This window comes from Actinomycetospora sp. CA-053990 (assembly GCF_050948445.1).
In the GTDB taxonomy this organism is placed as follows: domain Bacteria; phylum Actinomycetota; class Actinomycetes; order Mycobacteriales; family Pseudonocardiaceae; genus Actinomycetospora; species Actinomycetospora callitridis.
This window is the reverse complement of the sequence record NZ_CP192043.1, coordinates 332,277-350,865: the sequence shown is the minus strand read 5'-3', so window position 1 is coordinate 350,865 and position 18,589 is coordinate 332,277. Positions and strand designations below refer to the sequence as shown.

Here is an 18,589-nt window from a genome sequence, read left to right as displayed (position 1 = left end):
GCTCAGTTCGCGAGCGCCTCCTGCTCGGGGACGTCGTAGCCCTGGTCCTCGATCACGTCGACGAGGGCCCGGACGGTGACGGCCTCGTCGTGCTCCACGCGCACGAGGCGGCCGTCGACGTCGACCTCGACGCTCTGGACGCCGTCGAGCGGACCCACGGCACCCTCGATCGCCGACTTGCAGTGCCCGCAGTGGATCTCCGGGACCGACAGGGTGGTGCTGGCCATCGACGTGCCTCCGTTTCGTCGCGCCGGGGCCGGGGGAGCCCCTCGCGTCCCCGGCACCGTCCCGCACAGGGCCCGGTGCGATACCCCCCCGAGGGTAACCACGACGCGAGGGAGCGCTGGACGACGATGGTCGAGAACGCACCGCTGCAGGGCAGGACCGTCATGTTCCTCTGCGCCAAGGAGGGCACCGAGCAGGTCGAGCTCACCGAGCCCTGGAAGGCGGTCGAGGACGCGGGCGGCACCCCCGTGCTGGTCTCCGAGACGCCCGGGTCCATCCAGGCCTTCCACCACCTCGACAAGGGCGACCGCTTCGACGTCGACGCGGTCATCACCCAGGTCAAGATCGAGAACTACGACGCCCTGGTGCTGCCGGGCGGCGTGGCGAACCCCGACCTGCTGCGCACGATCCCGGACGTCGTCCAGGTGGTCGGGCAGTTCTTCGCGAACCGCAAGCCGGTCGCCGCGATCTGCCACGCGCCGTGGACGCTCGTCGAGGCCGACGTCCTGCGCGGGCGCCGCCTGACGTCGTTCCCCAGCATCGCGACCGACCTGCGCAACGCCGGCGCGGAGTGGGTCGACGAGGAGGTCGTGGTCGACGAGGGGCTGATCACCAGCCGGAGCCCCGACGACCTGCCGGCCTTCTGCCGCACGCTCGTCCAGGAGTTCGCGCAGGCCCCGACGCCCGCGCACGCGCTGAGCGCCGACCAGGCCTGATCCCGGCGCGACGACTGCACCACCCGGACGCCGACCGGCACCCGAACGGGGCCGGTCGGCGTCGTCGCGCGGAGCACACGCCCGGCGGGACATACTCCCGCCCCATGCGCAGACGCACCGCCCGTGCCGTGGTCGCCGTCGGTCTGATCGCGGGCCTCGCGGTCGCCGGCTGCAGCAACGAGGCCCCGACGCCGCCGGCCGCCGCGCCCGCCAGCCCCGCGCCACCCGTGCCGACGACCACCGGGTTCCTGCCGCCCGGTGTCCCCACCGAGGGCACGCGCCCGCCCACGGAGAACCTGCCGCTGGCCGCCGAGCCGCGCTCGGCCCCGGTGCCGACATCGACGCCGCCCGGACAGCAGGTCCGCGTCGGCGACGCGCCCGAGGGCATCGTCGTCGACCCGGTGACGCGCACCGTGGCCGTCGCCAAGCGCAACCCGAACGAGCTCGTCCTGCTCGACGCCGACACCGGCGAGGTCCGCGGCCGCACGCCGCTGCCCGGGTTCGTGCGACACCTCCAGCTCGCCGGCCCCGGCGGGCCGGTGCTGGTGCCCGTCGAGAGCGCCAACGCCGTGGTCCGCGTCGGCCTGCCCGGGGGCACCGCGCAGGCGCCGATCGTCGTCGGCACCGTGCCCCACGACGTCACCCAGGCCCCCAACGGGACGGTGATGGCCGCCGACGAGCTCGGCGGCACCGTCTCGGCCGTGCGCGGCGACCAGGTGGTCAAGGTCTTCACCGACGCCGTCCAGCCCGCCGGGATCGTGCCGGTGGGCAACATCGTCGGCATGGTCGACGTCCGCAAGAACACGCTGACCACCTACGACGTCGACACCCTGCGCATCGTCGGCGAGGTGCCGTCCGGCGCCGGCCCGACGCACATGGTCGCCGACCGGCACGGCCGCATGATCGCCACCGACACGCGCGGCGACGCCGTGATCGTCTTCGAGCCGACCTCCGGGCCGAACGGCGGGCCACGCGAGGTCGCCCGCGTCGCCCAGCCCGGCGGGCCCTACGGCATCACCTACGACCCCGCGCGCGACCGCGTGTACGTGGCCTCCTCGGGCACCAACGAGGTCATCGCCTACGACATGACCGCGCCGCAGCCGCGCGAGGTCGGACGGGTCGCCACGGTGCAGAACCCGTACACCCTCGGCGTCGACCCGCAGACGGGCCGGCTCTACGTGGCCGGCGTCTCCACCGGCGCGATCCAGATCGTCGACCCGCCCGCCTAGAGCTCGCCGGGTCAGCCGCCGGTGAGGAGGTTCGGCGGGATCTCCTCGTCGTCACGGATCGCGTCGAAGAACTGCGCGGACTTCTGCTTGTTCCAGACCACGCCGCCCGAGACGCTGGACGACAGGTCGATCGGGACCGTCGTGGTCACGCCGCCCTCGCCCGACAGCGAGCGCATCGCGAAGCCCAGGCTCGCCAGGTTCCAGATGTGGGTGCTGTCGTCGACGGTCAGGGTGCCGATCGCCGAGTTCGCGAACGGCACGATCCGGAACGGGTTGAGCAGCGTCACCGGGCTCGCCGCCTCGCTGACCAGCGCGGAGAGGAACTTGCGCTGGTTCTGGATGCGCTGCAGGTCGGCGTTCGGGAACGCACGGGTGCGCACGAAGCCCAGCGCCTGGGGGCCGTCGAGCGTCTGGCACCCGGCGGGCAGGTCGATGCCGGCCTTCGGGTCGTCGATCGCGTCGTCGAGGCACATGTCGACCCCGCCGATCGCGTCGACCATGCCGGCGAAGCCCTCGAAACCGATCTCCGCGTAGTGGTCGATCTCGATGTCGGCGGCGGTCTCGACGGTCTGCGTCAACAGCTCCGGCCCGCCGATCGAGTAGGCCGAGTTCAGCCGGCCCCGGCCGTGGCCGGGGATCGGCAGGATCGAGTCGCGCGGCAGGCTGGTGAGCGAGGTCTGGCCGCCGAACCCGCCGACGTGCACGAGCATCATCGTGTCGGTGCGGCTGCCGTCGACCTCGCCGGTGGAGAGCTGCTGCGCGGCGGTGTCGCTGAGGCCGGCGCGGCTGTCCGAGCCGATGATCAGCCAGTTCGTCCCGGAGCTCGAGGAGCCCTCGTACTCGGGCAGCGCCTGGATCCGCGTCATCTGCGTGTCGAGGTAGATCCCGAAGCCGACGAACAGCAGCACGATCACCGCGAGCACCGCGCCGATGCGCTTGGGCCAGCTCCAGTGGGAGAAGGGGCCGCCCCGCCGGGGGCGTCCGCCCGCTCCCGAACCGGCGCCGCTGCGCGACCACCCCGGACGCTCGGGGAGCCGTTCGCGCCACGACGGGCGCTGCTCCCGGGCCTCGCGGGCGACGTCCGGGTCGAAGCCGACCTGCGGGTCGCGGTTCCAGTCCGGCGCGCCAACGCGCGTCGGCTGCGCCCAGGGCGGCGAGGCGGCGCCGGCCCCGGCCGCCGCGGTCCCGCGCGGGGTCTTCCGGCCGCGGCCGGGCATCGAGAACCCGCCGGGCCGCTCGGGGGCCGGGCCGCCCGGGGCCGGCCGCGGTGCCTGTCCCGGGGGCGGGCCCGGTGCCTGTCCCGGAGGCGGGCCCGCGGGCCGGCCGGGCGGACGACCGCCGGGGGCGGGCCGCCACCGGGGGAGGTCCGCCGGGTGGGCCGCCGGGGCCCGAGGGGTCGCCCCCGACCGGGAGTCCGCCGGGTCGGTTCATCGCCGCCTCACCTCGTGCCTCGCGGTGACGGAGCGCCGGGGGCGCCGACCGGCTGTCGGGTGCCGGCCGCGGGCCGTCGTGGTCGGAGAGGATACGCAGGCCACGACGGTGGCCGACCGCCCCCGGACGGCCGAGGACCGGCACGGCGTGCTGACGGCACTCCGCCGGGCGTCCTCCCGGAGCCGCCCGGGGCGTCACACGTCCGGACGAGCGGCGCGGTCGAGCACCGCGAGGACGAGCCCGGTGACGGTCGGGGCGAGCTCGCCGAGACGGTCGCCGCGCCCGTCCTCGACGGCGTCGAGCACCAGCTCGTTGATGCCGCCGACGAGGGCGACCGCCGTGGGGCGCGGTATTCCCTGCAGCCCCTCGAGCTCCGGCACGGTCCCGGACCCGCCCGCGGCCCAGCGGGCGGCGCCGAGGCCGACCAGCACGGAGAGCTGGTCGGCGAACCGGTTGAGCACCTCGCGCCGCACCCGCCAGCCGCGCTGCCCGAGCCCACTGATCTCCGTGAGCAGCGTGCGCGTCAGGGCCGGCTTCTCGGCGAGGGCGTCGAGGTAGGCGCGGGTCGCGGTGTCGACCTCGGTGGCGAGGTCCGGCGCCGGCGCGTCGTCGGCGGCCTCGACGGCGGGCGCGACCGCCTCGGCGATGCGCGTCAGCGGGCCCTCGGCGGCCGCGACGTAGGCGGCGAGGAAGCAGTCCTCGCGGTCGGCGAAGTGCTGGTAGAAGGTCCGCTTCGACACGCGGGCGGTGGCGACGACGTCCGCCACCGTCACCGCGGCGTACCCGCGGTCGGCGACGAGGGCGATCATCGCCTCGACCAGGCGGTCGCGGTGGGCGGGACTCCCGGAGCCCCCCGAGGAGGCCGGGGCGCTCGAGGGTGCGCGAACGGACACTGGACAACGGTACCACCGCGTACCACACTGACCGGCGCTCCGGTACGGTCGTGTACCAACGCATCGGGGACACGGCCGCCGACGCCACGAGGAGGACCCATGACCACGCCGACAGAGGCGTCTTCTGAGACCACATCAGGGACCACGAGCCACGAGCCCGTCGCCCACCTCGCGGTGGCGATCGTCGGGAACGGCTTCTCCGGGCTCGGCACGGCGATCCGTCTGCGCCAGGCAGGGGAGGACAACTTCCTGATCTTCGAGCGCCACGACGACGTCGGCGGCACCTGGCGGGACAACTCCTACCCCGGCTGCGCCTGCGACGTCCCGAGCCACCTCTACTCGTTCTCGTTCGCCCCGAACCCGGACTGGAGCCGCTCCTTCTCGGCCCAGCCGGAGATTCACGCCTACCTGCAGCGCGTGTCGTCCGAGTACGACATCGACCGCTTCACCCGCAATCGCCACGAGGTGCTCGACGCGTCGTGGGACGACGACGCGCAGCACTGGGTGGTGACGACGAGCCAGGGCGTCTGGACCGCGGACGTGCTGGTGCTGGGCTCCGGCGCGCTGTCCGACCCGTCGTTCCCCGACGTCCCGGGCCTCGAGGACTTCGAGGGCCCGGTGTTCCACTCCGCGACCTGGCGCCACGACCTCGACCTGCGCGGCCGTCGCGTCGCCGTCATCGGCACCGGCGCGTCCGCGATCCAGTTCGTGCCGGAGATCGCCCCCGTCGTCGGCGCGCTGAAGGTCTTCCAGCGCACCCCGCCGTGGATCATGCCCCGCGGCGACCGCGCCATCACCGGCGTCGAGAAGCTGCTGTTCCGGTGGTTCCCGCCGGCCCAGCGGATCGTGCGCGAGGCCATCTACTGGGCGCGCGAGACGTTCGTCTTCGGGTTCAAGGACCCGAAGCGCATGGGCAAGGCCGCGGCCATCGCCGAGCGTCACATGCGGCGGCAGGTCACCGACCCCGAGCTGCGCGAGAAGATCACGCCGACCTACTCGATGGGCTGCAAGCGCATCCTGCTGTCCAACGACTACCTGCCCGCGCTCGACCGCGACAACGTCGAGGTGGTCACCGAGAAGATCGTCGAGGTGCGGCCGGACGCCGTCGTCACCGCCGACGGGGTCTCCCACGAGGTCGACACGATCATCGCCGGCACCGGCTTCGCCATCGGCGATCTGCCGATCAGCCACCGCGTCCACGGCCGCGACGGCCGCAGCATGGCCGACGAGTGGGCCGGCTCGCCGTTCGCCCACAACGGCACGATGATCTCGGGCTTCCCGAACGCCTTCACGCTGCTCGGGCCCAACACGGGCCTCGGCCACAACTCGGTCGTGTTCATGATCGAATCGCAGATCAACCTCGTGCTCGACACGATCCGCCACATGCGCGAGCACGGCGTGGGCGCGGTCGAGCCGACCCGCGCCGCGCAGACCGCCTTCGTCGAGGAGATGCAGCGGCGGACGGCGGGCACCGTCTGGGTCGATGGCGGCTGCTCGAGCTGGTACCTCGACAAGCACGGCCAGAACTCCGCGCTCTGGCCCACGTTCACGATGCCGTTCCGGCGGCGCCTGAAGCACTTCCGGCCCGAGGAGTACGTCCTCACGCCGACCTCCCGTTCCTGACGCCCGAATTCAAGGAGATCCCCCCGTGCCATCCCATGAGGCCGCCGACCTGGCCGGCAAGGTCCTGTTCATCACCGGTGCCGCCCGCGGCATCGGCGAGGAGACCGCGCGGCGCGCCGCCGCCCGCGGCGCGCACGTCGCCGCGGTGGGCATGGAGCCCGAGCGGCTGGAGAAGCTCGTGGCCGAGCTCGGCCCCGGCCACTGCTGGGCCGAGTGCGACGTCACCGACCAGTCCTCGCTGGAGTCCGCCGTCGCGACGACGGTCGCCGCGCTCGGCGGGATCGACGTCGTGATCGCCAACGCCGGGATCGCCAACCACGGGACGGTCGCCGAGAGTCCGGCCGACGTCATCGCCCGCGTGATGGAGGTCAACCTCATCGGCGTCTCGCGGACGGTCTCGGCCACCGTCGCCGAGGTCGAGAAGCGGCAGGGCTACATCCTGCTCGTGTCGTCGCTCGCCGCCTTCACCGCGCTGCCCGGCATGGCCGCGTACTGCGGCGCCAAGGCGGGCGTGGAGAACTACGGCAACGCCCTGCGCTTCGAGCTCGCGTACCGCGGGATCGGCGTCGGCACCGCGCACATGGGGTGGATCGACACCGACCTCGTGCGCGACGTCAAGGCCGATTCGTCGACCTTCGAGGACACGCTCAAGAAGCTGCCCTACCCCCTCGGCGCGCTGACGTCGGTCGAGGACTGCGCGGACGCCTTCCTCGAGGGCATCCTCAAGCGCAAGCGCCGGATCTTCGTCCCGAAGGCGGTCGCCCTGGTCGCCGCCGCCCGCCCGATCACGTTCTCCTGGCTCGGCGACCTGCCCGTGCTCGCGCAGGCGAAGCAGATGGTGCCCCGTCTGGAGGAGCAGTTCCGGAAGACCGGACGCACCTTCGGGGCGTCGAGCGCGGGCATGGGCAAGCGGGGCACCTGAGCCCCCCGCCAGGCACGGCGGGACCCCTGCGGCGCGGGTAGCGTCATCACTGAACCAACACTCAGTGAATCTTGAGCGTGCCCGAAAGGGGTCCTGCCCGTGACCGACCTCGCCACCGGCCCGGTCTTCACCGACGACTACTGGCGCGAGCCCTTCGCCGTCCTCGGGGAGGTCCGCGACCAGGCCCCGGTCCGCGAGGTCGAGCTGCCCGAGGGCGGCACGACGTGGCTGGTCACGCGGTACGCCGACGCCCGGTCGGTGATGGCCGACCCGCGCTTCGTCAAGGACTTCCGCAACTCCCTGCCCGAGGACCAGCGGGCGAACGTCCCGGGCATCCCCTCGCCGACCGGCGACATGATGCTGCTCAACGACCCGCCGGTGCACACCCGCCTGCGCAAGCTCGTGGTGAAGGCGTTCACCGTGCGCCGGGTCGCGGCCCTGCGCCCCCGCATCGAGACGATCGCCGGCGCGCTGCTGGCGGGGCTGCCCGCCGGGGAGCCCGTCGACCTCGTCGACGCCTTCGCGGTGCCGCTGCCGACGGCCGTCATCTGCGAGCTGCTCGGCGTGCCGGTGGAGGACCAGGACGCGTTCGGGGCGTGGTCGCGGACGATGATCGACGACTCCGGCGAGGCCGCCACCCACCAGGCCAGCGCGAGCCTGAGCGCGTACCTCGCCGAGCTCGTCGAGCGCAAGCGCGCCCAGCCCGACGAGGCGCTGATCTCCGCGCTGATCGAGGTCTCCGAGGAGGGTGAGCAGCTCTCCACCTCCGAGATCGTCGCGATGGGGATGCTGCTGCTGATCGCCGGCCACGAGACCACGGCGACGCTGATCACGACGGCGGTCGAGACGATGCTGCGCGACCACGCCCTGCGCGACCGTCTCGCCGTCGCGGAGTCCGACGAGCTGCGGGCCGCGATCGAGGAGTTCCTGCGGTGGGGCTCGCCGATCGCCCAGGCCCCGCTGCGCTTCGCCGCCGAGGACGTCGAGTTCGACGGCGTCGTCGTGCCCCGGGGCGCGATGGTGATGGTGTCGCTGGCCGCCGCCAACCACGACCCCGCGCGCTTCGAGCGGCCCGACCACTACGAGGAGCTGCGCGACACCACCGGGCACCTCGCCTTCGGGCACGGGCTGCACTTCTGCCTCGGCGCGTCACTGGCCCGGCTGGAGGCCGAGGTCGCGCTGCGGACGCTGCTCGACCGCTTCCCGGCGTTCGTCGCCGGGTCCGACGTGCCGCTGCAGCGTCGCCGCAGCGTGCTCGTCAACGCCTGGGCGCGGCTGCCGGTGGTGCTCGCTCCCGAGGCGGTCGACGAGTCCGCCTGACCGCACGGCGGGACCCGCCCTGTGACACCCTGCGGCGGGTGAGCGGAGGGGCGACGGCGTCATGACGGCACCGGACGCGCGCTGGACCCTCGCGATCGACCACGGGACCTCCACGACCGTCGGGGCCTGGGCCGACGTGGACCCGCGGGACGGCTGGGTGCGCGTGGGCGCCGTGACGGTCGACGGTGCGTCCGGCATGCCGTCGGCGGTGCTCTCGCGCCCCGACGGCGCGGTCCTCGCCGGCCGGCCCGCGCTGGAGGCCGGCACGCTCGACCCGGCCGCCGCGCTGCTGCGCACGCGGCCGCACCTCGCGGCGAGCACCGGCGGCCCGCCGGAGCTCCTGACGCAGTGGCCCCGGCCCACGACCGCGGTCGACGTCGCCACGGCGCTCATCGCGAAGGTGATCCGGGCGGAGGCCGGGCGCCGGGGCACGCTGCCGTCGTCGGTGGTCCTGCTGCACCCGGCGTCGTGGTCGGCGCCCGCCCGGGAGGCGTTGCGCCAGGCCGGCCTCGCCGCGCTCTCGGCCATCCCCTACACCTCGCCCGACCAGCTCGACCTGCTCGACGGACCGCGCGCGGCCGCGCACCGGCTCGGCGGCCAGGGCCGGCTGCTGGTCGTCGACGTCGGCGGCGCGGCCACGGAGCTGGCCGTCGTCGACCGCGGCGGCGACGGCACCGGCTCGGTCACCGCGATGCGGTCGGTCAACGTGGGCGCCGAGGTGCTCGACGACGCCCTCGCCCAGCTGATCCTCGACCGCTCGCCGCCCCACCTCGCCGCGCGCGTGCGCTTCGGCGGCGACCTCGAGGCCCACCGCGCCTGGTACCGGCTGCGCACGAGCGTCCGGGACGCCAAGGAGGCGCTGGCCGCGCAGGGCACCGTGGGGGTCGCGCTGCCCGTACTGCCGCCGGAGAACCCGGTGCCGGGCGTCGTGTCGCTGACGCACGCCGACCTCGGCGCCATGCTCGCGCCGGGTCTCGAGGAGATCGCCCAGGGCATCTCGGCGCTGGTCGGGCCCCTCTCCGGTCCCCGGCCGGCGATGCTCGTGCGCGGCGGCCTGACCGACATGCCGCGCGTGCGGGAGTGGCTCGCCGAGCGGACCGGGTTCGGCCTGGCCCACGGCGGGGACCCGGGCGCGGTCTCGGCGACCGGCCCCGCCTCGGGCGCGGCCGCGTGGGCCGCCGAGCGGCTGGGTCTGGGGCGGCGCTAGGGCGGACGCGAGGAGGGATCGCGTGGAGGGTGACGCCGTCCACCGCTGCGCCGCCCGCCTCGACGCGCTCTCCGGCGCGACCGTGGTCCGCAGCGACTTCCGGACGCCGTCGCTCGCGACCGCCGACCTCGCCGGGCGGACCCTGGTCACCACCCGCGCGCACGGCAAGCACCTGCTGACCCGGCTCCGTCATGACAGGGCCGACGACCTGACCCTGCACAGCCACCTGCGGATGAGCGGCTCGTGGACGGTCGTCCGCAAGCACGGGACCCACGGCCGCCCCCTGCTCCCGCGCCACCTCGCCGTCCGCGCGGTGCTGACCCTCGACTCCGGGGTCTCGCTCGTGGGCGTCGACGTCCCGGTGCTCGAGCTCGTGCGCACCCGCGACGAGCACCGGGTGGTCGGTCACCTCGGTCCCGACGTGCTGGCCGGGCAGCCGACCGCGACGCAGGAGGAGTTCGACCTCGGCGAGGCGCTCTCCCGGCTGGCCCGCGACCCGGCGCGGCCGGTGGTCGAGGCGCTGCTCGACCAGCGCGGGGTCGCCGGGCTCGGCAACCTCTGGGCCGTCGAGCTCTGCTTCCTGCGCGGGCTGTGGCCGTGGATCCCGGTGGGCGACGTCGACCTCGAGCCCCTGCTCGCGCTGGCCCGGCGCATGATCCGCCACAGCCTGGAGCACCGGACGGGCATGACCACCACCGGCGTCAGGCGCCGCGGCGAGAACCACTGGGTCACCGGGCGGTCGAACCGGCCGTGCCGGCGCTGCGGCACGCTCGTGCGCTTCCGGCCGGCCGCCGGGTCCGGCGCGCCGTTCACCCGTGAGGTGTGGTGGTGTCCGTCGTGTCAACCGGCCCCGGCCGGGGCACACGGGCCCTAGAGATCGTCTGCTGAGGAGAACCACCATGGCCGTCGCGGCCGACATCGAGCGCGCCACCGACTCGACGACCGACTGGGTCGCCGAGCACGTCCGGCACTACGTGGCCTCCGGCGGCACCGAGGGCCACGACTGGCGCGGCGTGCCGACGTTGGTCCTCGCCACCACCGGCGCCCGCACCGGCGAGCCGCGGCGCACCGGGCTCATCTACGGCACGAGCGGCGACGACCTCGTCGTCGTCGCCTCGGTGGGCGGCGCCCCCGAGGACCCGCAGTGGTACCGGAACCTGCTCGCCGAGCCGCAGGCCGGCGTCCTCGTCGGCACCCGGAAGCTGACCGTCCGCGCCCGGACCGCAGGCCCGGAGGAGCGGGGTCCGCTCTGGGAGCAGATGGCGCGCATCTTCCCGAAGTACGAGGACTACGCCCGCAAGACCGACCGCGAGATCCCCGTCGTCCTGCTCACGCCGGAGGCCTGAGAACGCCGCGATGAGGCTGGCGACGTTCAACCTGCTGCACGGGCGCTCACCGCACGACGGCGTGGTCTGCCCGGGCCGTCTGCGGGACGCGGTGAAGGCGCTGGACGCCGACGTGCTGGCGATCCAGGAGGTCGACCACACCCAGCCGCGCTCGGCGCTCGTCGACCAGACCGCCCTGGTCGGCGAGGCCGTCGGCGCGCGGGACAGCCGCTTCCTGCCCGCCCTGGTCGGCACCCCGGGCGGGTCGTGGCGGGAGGCGGGCCCGGACGAGGTCCCGGGTGCCGAGCCGACCTACGGGATCGGGCTGGTGAGCCGGCACCCCGTCGCCGCGTGGCACCGGATCCCGCTGGGGACCTCGTGGCTGACGCTGCCGCTGCTGGTCGACGCCCGGCGCCCCGCCCTGGTGCGCGACGAGCCGCGGCTGGGGCTCGCCGCCGTCCTCGCGCCGCCGGCGCCGGTGGGCACCGTCGTCGCCACCCATCTCGCGTTCACGCCGGGCTACAACGTCGTGCAGCTCCGGCGGCTGGCACGGGCGCTGCAGGGCCTCCCCGGGCCGGTCGTGATCCTCGGGGATCTCAACGTGCCGGGCCCGGTCGCGGGCGCCGTCCTGGGGTCGTGGCACCCGCTGGCGCGCGCGCCCACGTTCCCCACCGAGGAGCCCCGCATCCAGTTCGACCACGTCCTGGCGTCGACGCCCCTGCCGGTCGCCGACGCACGGGCCGTGGCGACGCCGGTGTCGGACCACCGGGCGCTGGTGGTGGACCTGGCTCGTGGGCCGAGGACCTAGCCGAGGTCCGCGACCGCGCCGATCACGATGACGGCGGGCGGGCGCAGGCCGGCGTCCGTGATGGCGCCGGGGAGCTTCGCGAGCGTCGCCCGGGTGGTGACCTCGCCGGGCAGGCCGCCCTCCTGGACCGCCAGCGCCGGGGTCTCGGGGTCGCGGCCCGCGGCGACGAGTGCCTCGGTGATGGCGCCGATGTTCTCGACGGCCATGAGCAGCACGATCGTGCCGCGCAGGCGTCCGAGCGCCTCCCAGTTCACCAGCGACTGCGCGTGCCCGGGCGGAAGGTGGCCCGAGACGACCGTGAACTCGTGCGTGACGCCGCGGTGGGTCACGGGTACGCCGGCGAGCGCCGGTACCGCGATCGCGCTGGTGATGCCGGGGACGACCTCGACCTCGACACCGGCGGCGACGCAGGCCTGGATCTCCTCGACGCCGCGGCCGAAGACGAACGGGTCGCCGCCCTTGAGCCGCACGACCCGCCGACCGGCCAGGGCCTCCTCGACGAGCACCTGGTTGATCGTGTCCTGGCTCATGTAGCGACCGCGCGGCAGCTTCGAGGCGTCGATGACGGTGACGTCGGGCGGCAGCTCGTCGAGCAGCGGCTGCGGCGCGAGCCGGTCGGTGACGACGACGTCGGCCGACGCCAGCGCCTGGCGCCCGCGGACGGTGATGAGACCCGGGTCGCCCGGCCCGCCCCCGACGAGGGTGACGCCGGGGCGCACGACGCGGTGGCGGCGGTCGGCGAGCGTGCCGCTGCGCAGGGCCTCGACGGCCCCGTCGCGCACCCCCGTGGCGCGTCGCGGGTCGCCGCCGCCGTGCACGGCCACGGTGATGTCGTCGTAGCGGCCCACCGCGGGCGTGACGGCCGTGCCAGCGTCGGCGATGTCGGCGCGCACGCAGAACACGCGCAGCAGCTCGGCCTCGGCGGCGACCTCGGCGTTGACCTCGGCGTCGTCGGTGGCCGCGACCGCGTACCAGGCGTCGGCGAGGTCGCCGTGGGCGTAGGGCCGGGCGTGCCAGGTGATCTCGCCGGAGTCCGCGAGGGCCTCGAGGGCGGTGGTGAGGGTCGGGCTCACGACGAGGGTGTCCGCGCCGACCTCGTGCAGCCCGGCCACCCGGCGCTGGGCGACGGACCCGCCGCCGACCACGACGACCCGCCGGTCCTGCAGGTGCAGGCCGACCGGGTACACGCGGGCGGGCGGCTCGGTCGGGCTCACGGTGCGTCGCCTCTCTCGGTCGGGTCCTTCTCCGTCACCCCGGCCGCGTCGAACGTCGCGACGTCGGCGAGCGCGCGGGCCGCGGCGGTCACCACCGGCACCGCGAGCAGCGCCCCGGTGCCCTCGCCGACCCGCAGTGCCAGGTCCAGCGCGGGCGCCAGGCCCAGGTGCTCGAGGGCCAGGGTATGGGCCGGTTCGACCGAGCGGTGCCCCGCGATCCAGGCGTGTGACGCAGTCGGGGCCAGCGCGGCCGCCACGAGCGCCGCCGCGCCGGACACCACGCCGTCGAGGACGACGGGCGTGCGCAGCGCCGCCGCGCCCAGCAGGAACCCGGCGATCCCCGCGTGCTCCAGTCCCCCGACCGCGGCGAGCACGCCCAGCGGATCGGTGGGGTCCGGGCGGTGAAGGGTCAGGGCCTCGGCGACGACCTCGGTCTTGCGGGCGTGGGTGACGTCGTCGATACCGGTGCCGCGTCCGGTGGCCTGCTCGGCGGAGGCGCCGGTGAACGCGGCCACGAGCGCGGCCGAGGCGGTGGTGTTGGCGATGCCCATGTCGCCGGTGACCAGCAGCCGGCTGCCCGCCGTGACCAGGTCGCGGGCGGTCTCAACGCCGGCCCGCATCGCGGCGCGGGCCTCGTCGCGGGTCATCGCGGGGCCCGCGGTCATGTCCCGGGTGCCGTGGCGGACCTTGCGCGGCAGCAGGCCGGGCGCGGCGTCGAGGTCGGCGGCGACCCCGACGTCGACCACCTGCACCTCGGCGCCCACCGTCGCGGCGAACGCGTTCACCGCGGCGCCGCCGGCGAGGAAGTTCGTGACCATCTGCGCGGTGACCTCCTGCGGCCACGGCGTCACCCCGCGGGCGTGCACCCCGTGGTCACCCGCGAAGATCGCGACGACGGCCGGTTCCGGGAGCGGCGGCGGGCAGCTCCCGGCGAGCCCGGCCAGGCGCACGCCGAGCTCGCCGACCTCGCCGAGCGCGCCGGGCGGGACGGTCATGCGCGTCAGGTGCTCGCGCGCCGCGGCCTCGCCCTCGGTGGTGTCGAGGTCGGCGAGCGCCGCGAGCGTCTCGTCCAGCGGATCCATCGCGTGGTTCCCCCAGGTGTCGGTGTGCACGGCCCACGCCAGGGGTCGGCGTCGGGCCCATCCGGCGGTGGCGAGCTCGGGCTGGTCGGCGAAGCCCTCGACGTGCCCGACGCAGAGGTAGGCGACGACCTCGAGGTGCAGGGGCATCCCGACGCGCTCGTGCAGCGTCCGGGCCAGCACCCGCTCGTCGAAGAAGCTCACCCAGCCGACGCCGAGATCCTCGGCGCGCGCGGCGAGCCACAGGTTCTGGACCGCGCCGGCCACGGAGTGCGCGGCCATGCGGGGCTGGGTGTGGCGCCCGAGGACGTGGCGCCCGCCGCGGGTCGGGTCGCACGTGACGACGACGCCCAGCGGGGCCTCGCGGATCGCCTCGACGCGCAGGCCGGCGAACTGCCGGGCCCGGGCGGCGGGCAGGGACGCGGCGAACTCCCGGCGCTGCTGCGCCGCGAGCGTCGCGAGCTCGTCGCGCAGTGCGGGCGAGCGCAGGACGAGGAAGTCCCAGGGTTGGGAGAACCCGACGCTGGGCGCGGCGTGGGCGCCCGCGAGCACGCGGTGCAGGCGCTCGTCGTCCACCGGGGTGTCGACGAAGCCGGTGCGCACGTCACGGCGGGCGCGCAGGACGCGATGCAGGGCGTCGCGGTCGCCGGGTTCGAGGGCGCTCACAGGATCTCCCGGAGCGTGGCGACGAGGTGGTCGGTGATGTCCCGCGAGCGCACCGCGATGCGCACGTGCTCGGGATCGAGACCGGGGAACGTGTCGCCGCGGCGGACGGCGAGGCCGCGCTCGCGGAGCCGTTCGCGGACGTCGGTGCGCCCCGGCGTGCGGACGAGGACGAAGCTCGCCGCGGGGGTGCCGCGGACGTCGAGGCCGGGGAGTTTCCCCAGTGCGGCGACGAGGTGGTCGCGGTCGGCGGTGACGATGCGGGCGGCGTGGTCGGCCTCCGCGCGGGCGCCCTCGGTGCTGCAGGCCTCGAGCGCCACCAGCGCCGGCGTCGACACCGACCACCGCGGGGCGGCGGTGCGCAGGTCCCGGGCGAGCTCCGCGGGCGCGAGGGCGTAGCCGACGCGGAGGCCGGCGAGGCCCCAGGTCTTGGTCAGGCTGCGCAGCACCACCAGGCCGGGGAGGTCGCGGCGCCCGGCGAGGCTGTCCGGTTCGCCGGGCGCGGTGTCGATGAAGGCCTCGTCGACCACCAGCGTCCGGCCGGGCCGCGCCAGCGTCGCGAGGACCGCGGCGGGGTGGCGCACCGAGCTGGGGTTGGTGGGGTTGCCGACGACGACGAGGTCCGCGCTCGCCGGGACCGCGTCGGGGTCGAGGGTGAGGTCGCCGTGCGGATCTCCTCGGCTCAGCACCACCCGGTCGACGTCGTGGCCCGCCGCCCGCAGCGCGGCCTCCGGCTCGGTGAACTGGGGGTGCACGACGACGGCGTGGCGCGGGCGCAGGGCCCGCGCGAGCAGCACGAACCCCTCCGCGCCGCCGGCGGTCGGCACGACCTCGCTCTCCGGTCGCCCGTGGCGCGCCGCGATCGCCGCGGTCGCCGCCGTCGGGTCCGGGTAGGCGGCGAGGTTCCCGAGGCTCGCGGTGAGGCGCTCGCGCAGCCACGTCGGCGGGGTGCCGGCGCGGACGTTGACCGCGAGGTCGACGAGACCCGGCCCGACCTCGGCGTCGCCGTGGTGGTGGAGGTCGTACTGGGTCGGGTCCGCCTCCCGCGTCCGCGTCACCGGCGGGCGCGCGCGGCCCGCAGGAGCACCGTCTCGGCCTCGGGCACCGACGCGGCGAGCACCGACGTCACGGCCGACGGCGCGGCGCCCTCGTCCCAGTCGGCGTCGCGCATCCGGGCGACCAGCTCGCGCGCGAGGGCGTCGACGCGGGCGGCGGCCTCGGCGCGGTCGCGGACCGGGCCGTCGCCGAGCAGGTCGAGCGGGAGGTGGCCCGCGCCGGCGAGCACGCGGCGCAGGTCGAGCAGCAGCCGTTCCTCACGTCCTCGGGTGCGTGTCACCGGTGGGTGGGATCGCGCGTGCGGGGTCACGGGTGCGTGCATCGTCGCCGGCCTTCCTCGGGGTCCTCGCCCGATGTCTGCCTGAAGCCTTGCCTCGCGACGGCCGGAGTCTCCTGGCTCCCGGATCGCTGCTCGCCCCGGCCTTCCCGCCGGCAGGTGCCGGCCGTGGCCTCTCGTGGGGTCCGCTCCCCGGTGACAGTGGCGGGACCGCGCCGGAATCACACCGGCTTCCTCCGCGTCCGTCGACGGCTCAGACGACCACGCAGGTCACGAGCGCGTCAACGCCGCAGCGGGGTTCGAGTGCGTGGCGTTACGGACACTGAATCGTCTGCATCCACCTGAGCACGCCGATAGGGCCGCCGCTGACCCGGGTGCTCCGCCGAACAGCTCAGCGCAGCAGGCCCTGGCGGAAGCCGCGGGCGACGGCGTCGGCGCGGTCGCCCGCGCCGAGCTTGCGGAACAGGCGGCGGGCGTGGGTCTTCACCGTGTCCTCGGCGAGCACGAGCTCGGCGGCGATCTCGGCGTTGGACAGGCCCTCGGTCATCCCGAGCAGCACGTCCATCTCGCGGTCGGAGAGGTCGGTGGTGGCGGGGCGGGCGCCGGGCAGGGCGGAGGGGTCGGCGAGGTCGCCGGCGCGCAGGAACCCGCGGGCGCCCAGGCGCAGGGCCCAGGCGGCCCGCTCGTCCTCGGCCGTGGCGGCACCCGGGTCCGGTGCCGGGCGCTCGGGCAGGGGGTCGAGCTCGGCCGACGGAGCCTCGCCGACGACGAGGACCGGCGTCTCCGGCGCGTGGCGACGCACCTGGCGGACGGCCTCCATCCAGGCGCTGCCGTCGTCGGCCCCGACGAGCACGACGTCGGGCCCGTGGCCGTCGACGAGGTGACCGAGGCCGACGACGAGGTCGGAGACGTTGTCGACGCAGGGGAGGTCGTCGAACACCGAGGAGAGATGGCCGACCAGGCGTTCCCGCGCGGGCGTCGCTCCGGCGAAGACCAGGCACGATCCCATTTCACGCTCTCCTCACCCCGATGAGTGCTCTCACGATCGCACACGGTGAACGCCGATCGGGTGACCCCCTCCTCGGACGAGTGGCGCGGCGAGGCTGCTCAGTTCGGCCGTGCGGTCGGGGTTCTCGAGGCCACGGCGGCGCAAGACCTCGAGGAGCACCGGGCCCACCGCCCGGCCCGCGCCGTCGACGACGGCGAGCGCGAGCGACGCGCCGTCGGGCAGGACGGCGAGCAGGACGCCCTCGGCCCCGACCTTCGACAGCGCGCCGGGCAGCACGGTCATGAGGACGGTGTCGAGGCGGTCGGGGCCGGCGACGAGCCCGGGATGGGCGCGCATCGCGGCGGCGACGCGGCCCTCGGGCGTGTCGGCCGGTGCGGCGTCGAGCGCCAGCCCGAGGCGCGCCACGGCGACGAGGTCGGTGGCGAACGCGGGCGCCCCGCAGCCGTCGACGGTGACGGCGTGGACGGGGCCGGCGAGGCGCTCGAGGGTCGCCCGCACCCCGCGCTGCAGCGGGTGCTCGGGGTCGAGATACCCCTCGATCGGCCACCCCCGCGCCACGCAGGCAGCGAGCATCGCCGCGTGCTTGCCCGAGCAGTTCATCGCGAGTCGCTCGGGCTCCCGCTCGCCCCACGCGTGGTCGGCGCCCACCCCGAGCGGGCGCGCCGACGGGCAGCCCAGGTCGTCGGCCTCGAGCCCGTGGCGCGCGAGCAGCCCGGAGGCCAGGGCCAGGTGCTCGGGCTCGCCGGAGTGCGAGCCGGCGGCCAGCGCCAGCTCGCGCTCGTCGAGATCGGCGGTGGTCCCGGCCAGGGCCTCCAGGACCGCCACCGCCTGGGCAGGCTTGAGCGCCGAGCGCGGCAGCATCGGGACGTCCACGGCCCCGGCCCGCAGCGCCGTCGTCCCGTCGGGCTCGAGCACCACCAGCGCGACCCGGTGCTCGGACTCGACCAGCTCGCCGCGGGTCACCTCGACCACCCAGGGCCCGGTGGACCTCACACCAGACGCTCGGCCAGCGCCCGGGCGTGCCCGGCACGTTCCTCGACGTGCTCGAGGCGGGGGTCGGCGAGCTCTTCCCCCACCGTCATGTCGCTGTCCGCGATGTTCGCCCCGACCAGAGCCGCCGCGCTCTCCGCGGCCGCGGCGGCGAGGAACGCGGCGGTCACCGCGTCGCCGGTGAGGTGGTCGGGCCCGCTCTCGGCCAGGAGCGCCGCCAGCTCGGCGACGCGTACGGCGAGGGCGACGACGTCGGAGGGCACCTGGACGATCGCCTCGGTCGCGGCGGGGCCGCCGCCGGGCTTGCGACGGGCCTCGAGGAAGCCCGCGAAGGCCTCGACGTCGTCGTCGGCGAGGCGCAGGGCCTTCGCGCGCAGGGCGTCGAGCTCTCCCACGGCCTCCCGGTCGGCGGCGGCCTTCGCGACCTTGGTGGCCAGTCCCGCGGCGAACGAGGCGGTCACGGCGGCCGTCGACCCCGCCGCCGGGCCGGGCCCGGCGGCGGCGAGGACCTCGCCGAACCGCGCGACCCCCAGGTCACCGATCGGCCGGCTCACGGGTGCACCCTCTGTGAGCGATTTTCCCGGCTATAGCCGTGAACATCG

General features: G+C 75.5%; 19 protein-coding genes and 1 riboswitch. Of the genes, 9 read left to right on the top strand and 10 right to left on the bottom strand.

The features are described 5' to 3' along the window. Positions 1-2 precede the first annotated feature (2 nt). Positions 3-227, bottom strand: a complete 225-nt coding sequence (locus ACQPYN_RS01735; protein ID WP_433032610.1) for a copper ion binding protein — start codon at positions 225-227, stop codon at positions 3-5. Between the two features lie 126 nt (positions 228-353). Between ACQPYN_RS01735 and ACQPYN_RS01730 the strand changes: the two genes are divergently transcribed. Next, positions 354-941, top strand: a complete 588-nt coding sequence (locus ACQPYN_RS01730) for a type 1 glutamine amidotransferase domain-containing protein (RefSeq protein ID WP_433032607.1) — start codon at positions 354-356, stop codon at positions 939-941. 104 nt (positions 942-1,045) lie between these two features. Then, positions 1,046-2,170, top strand: coding sequence for a YncE family protein (locus tag ACQPYN_RS01725; protein WP_433032604.1), 1,125 nt, complete (start codon positions 1,046-1,048; stop codon positions 2,168-2,170). A gap of 11 nt (positions 2,171-2,181) precedes the next feature. Here ACQPYN_RS01725 and ACQPYN_RS01720 read toward each other — a convergent pair whose 3' ends face one another. Both ACQPYN_RS01720 and ACQPYN_RS01715 read right to left on the bottom strand, forming a co-directional pair. After that, positions 2,182-3,387: an LCP family protein gene (locus tag ACQPYN_RS01720; protein WP_433032601.1), complete on the bottom strand. Its 1,206-nt coding sequence runs from the start codon at positions 3,385-3,387 to the stop codon at positions 2,182-2,184. Between the two features lie 408 nt (positions 3,388-3,795). Then, positions 3,796-4,494, bottom strand: coding sequence for a TetR/AcrR family transcriptional regulator (locus tag ACQPYN_RS01715; RefSeq protein ID WP_433032598.1), 699 nt, complete (start codon positions 4,492-4,494; stop codon positions 3,796-3,798). Positions 4,495-4,593: 99 nt separating this feature from the next. Between ACQPYN_RS01715 and ACQPYN_RS01710 the strand changes: the two genes are divergently transcribed. The 7 genes from ACQPYN_RS01710 (at position 4,594) to ACQPYN_RS01680 (ending at position 11,699) form a co-directional block, all read left to right on the top strand. Further along, entirely contained in the window at positions 4,594-6,117 is a 1,524-nt protein-coding gene (locus tag ACQPYN_RS01710; RefSeq protein WP_433032595.1) for a flavin-containing monooxygenase, read from the top strand. Positions 6,118-6,142: 25 nt separating this feature from the next. After that, positions 6,143-7,039 (top strand): SDR family oxidoreductase, encoded by an 897-nt coding sequence (locus ACQPYN_RS01705; RefSeq protein ID WP_433032592.1) that lies wholly within the window; start codon positions 6,143-6,145, stop codon positions 7,037-7,039. 99 nt (positions 7,040-7,138) lie between these two features. Beyond that, on the top strand, positions 7,139-8,359 hold the full coding sequence (locus tag ACQPYN_RS01700) for a cytochrome P450 family protein (RefSeq protein ID WP_433032589.1): 1,221 nt from the start codon (positions 7,139-7,141) through the stop codon (positions 8,357-8,359). Between the two features lie 61 nt (positions 8,360-8,420). Next, on the top strand, positions 8,421-9,566 hold the full coding sequence (locus ACQPYN_RS01695) for a hypothetical protein (RefSeq protein ID WP_433032586.1): 1,146 nt from the start codon (positions 8,421-8,423) through the stop codon (positions 9,564-9,566). 22 nt (positions 9,567-9,588) lie between these two features. Further along, complete coding sequence (locus ACQPYN_RS01690; protein WP_433032584.1) at positions 9,589-10,440, top strand: DNA-formamidopyrimidine glycosylase family protein; 852 nt, start codon at positions 9,589-9,591, stop codon at positions 10,438-10,440. A 25-nt stretch (positions 10,441-10,465) separates the two neighbouring features. After that, complete coding sequence (locus tag ACQPYN_RS01685; protein ID WP_433032581.1) at positions 10,466-10,912, top strand: nitroreductase family deazaflavin-dependent oxidoreductase; 447 nt, start codon at positions 10,466-10,468, stop codon at positions 10,910-10,912. 10 nt (positions 10,913-10,922) lie between these two features. Then, the gene (locus ACQPYN_RS01680) at positions 10,923-11,699 is read left to right on the top strand and encodes an endonuclease/exonuclease/phosphatase family protein (RefSeq protein ID WP_433032578.1); all 777 of its coding nucleotides are present in this window, start codon (positions 10,923-10,925) and stop codon (positions 11,697-11,699) included. Here ACQPYN_RS01680 and cobA read toward each other — a convergent pair. The 7 genes from cobA to ACQPYN_RS01645 form a co-directional block, all read right to left on the bottom strand. Then, positions 11,696-12,913, bottom strand: coding sequence for a uroporphyrinogen-III C-methyltransferase (gene cobA, locus ACQPYN_RS01675; protein ID WP_433032575.1), 1,218 nt, complete (start codon positions 12,911-12,913; stop codon positions 11,696-11,698). The two genes, ACQPYN_RS01680 and cobA, sit on opposite strands and share 4 nt — an antisense overlap. Continuing rightward, positions 12,910-14,658, bottom strand: a complete 1,749-nt coding sequence (gene cobT, locus ACQPYN_RS01670) for a nicotinate-nucleotide--dimethylbenzimidazole phosphoribosyltransferase (protein WP_433032572.1) — start codon at positions 14,656-14,658, stop codon at positions 12,910-12,912. The genes cobA and cobT overlap by 4 nt, the downstream gene beginning before the upstream one ends. Beyond that, positions 14,655-15,713, bottom strand: coding sequence for an Rv2231c family pyridoxal phosphate-dependent protein CobC (gene cobC / locus ACQPYN_RS01665; protein ID WP_433032569.1), 1,059 nt, complete (start codon positions 15,711-15,713; stop codon positions 14,655-14,657). Before cobC ends, cobT begins: the two co-directional genes overlap by 4 nt. Beyond that, entirely contained in the window at positions 15,710-15,991 is a 282-nt protein-coding gene (locus ACQPYN_RS01660; RefSeq protein WP_433032566.1) for a hypothetical protein, read from the bottom strand. The genes cobC and ACQPYN_RS01660 overlap by 4 nt, the downstream gene beginning before the upstream one ends. A gap of 107 nt (positions 15,992-16,098) precedes the next feature. Then, a riboswitch (cobalamin riboswitch) is annotated at positions 16,099-16,224 on the bottom strand. 155 nt (positions 16,225-16,379) lie between these two features. Next, positions 16,380-16,997: a response regulator transcription factor gene (locus tag ACQPYN_RS01655; protein WP_433032563.1), complete on the bottom strand. Its 618-nt coding sequence runs from the start codon at positions 16,995-16,997 to the stop codon at positions 16,380-16,382. 30 nt (positions 16,998-17,027) lie between these two features. Then, entirely contained in the window at positions 17,028-17,969 is a 942-nt protein-coding gene (locus tag ACQPYN_RS01650) for an asparaginase (RefSeq protein WP_433032560.1), read from the bottom strand. A 17-nt stretch (positions 17,970-17,986) separates the two neighbouring features. After that, positions 17,987-18,541: a cyclodeaminase/cyclohydrolase family protein gene (locus tag ACQPYN_RS01645; protein ID WP_433032557.1), complete on the bottom strand. Its 555-nt coding sequence runs from the start codon at positions 18,539-18,541 to the stop codon at positions 17,987-17,989. Positions 18,542-18,589 lie beyond the last annotated feature (48 nt).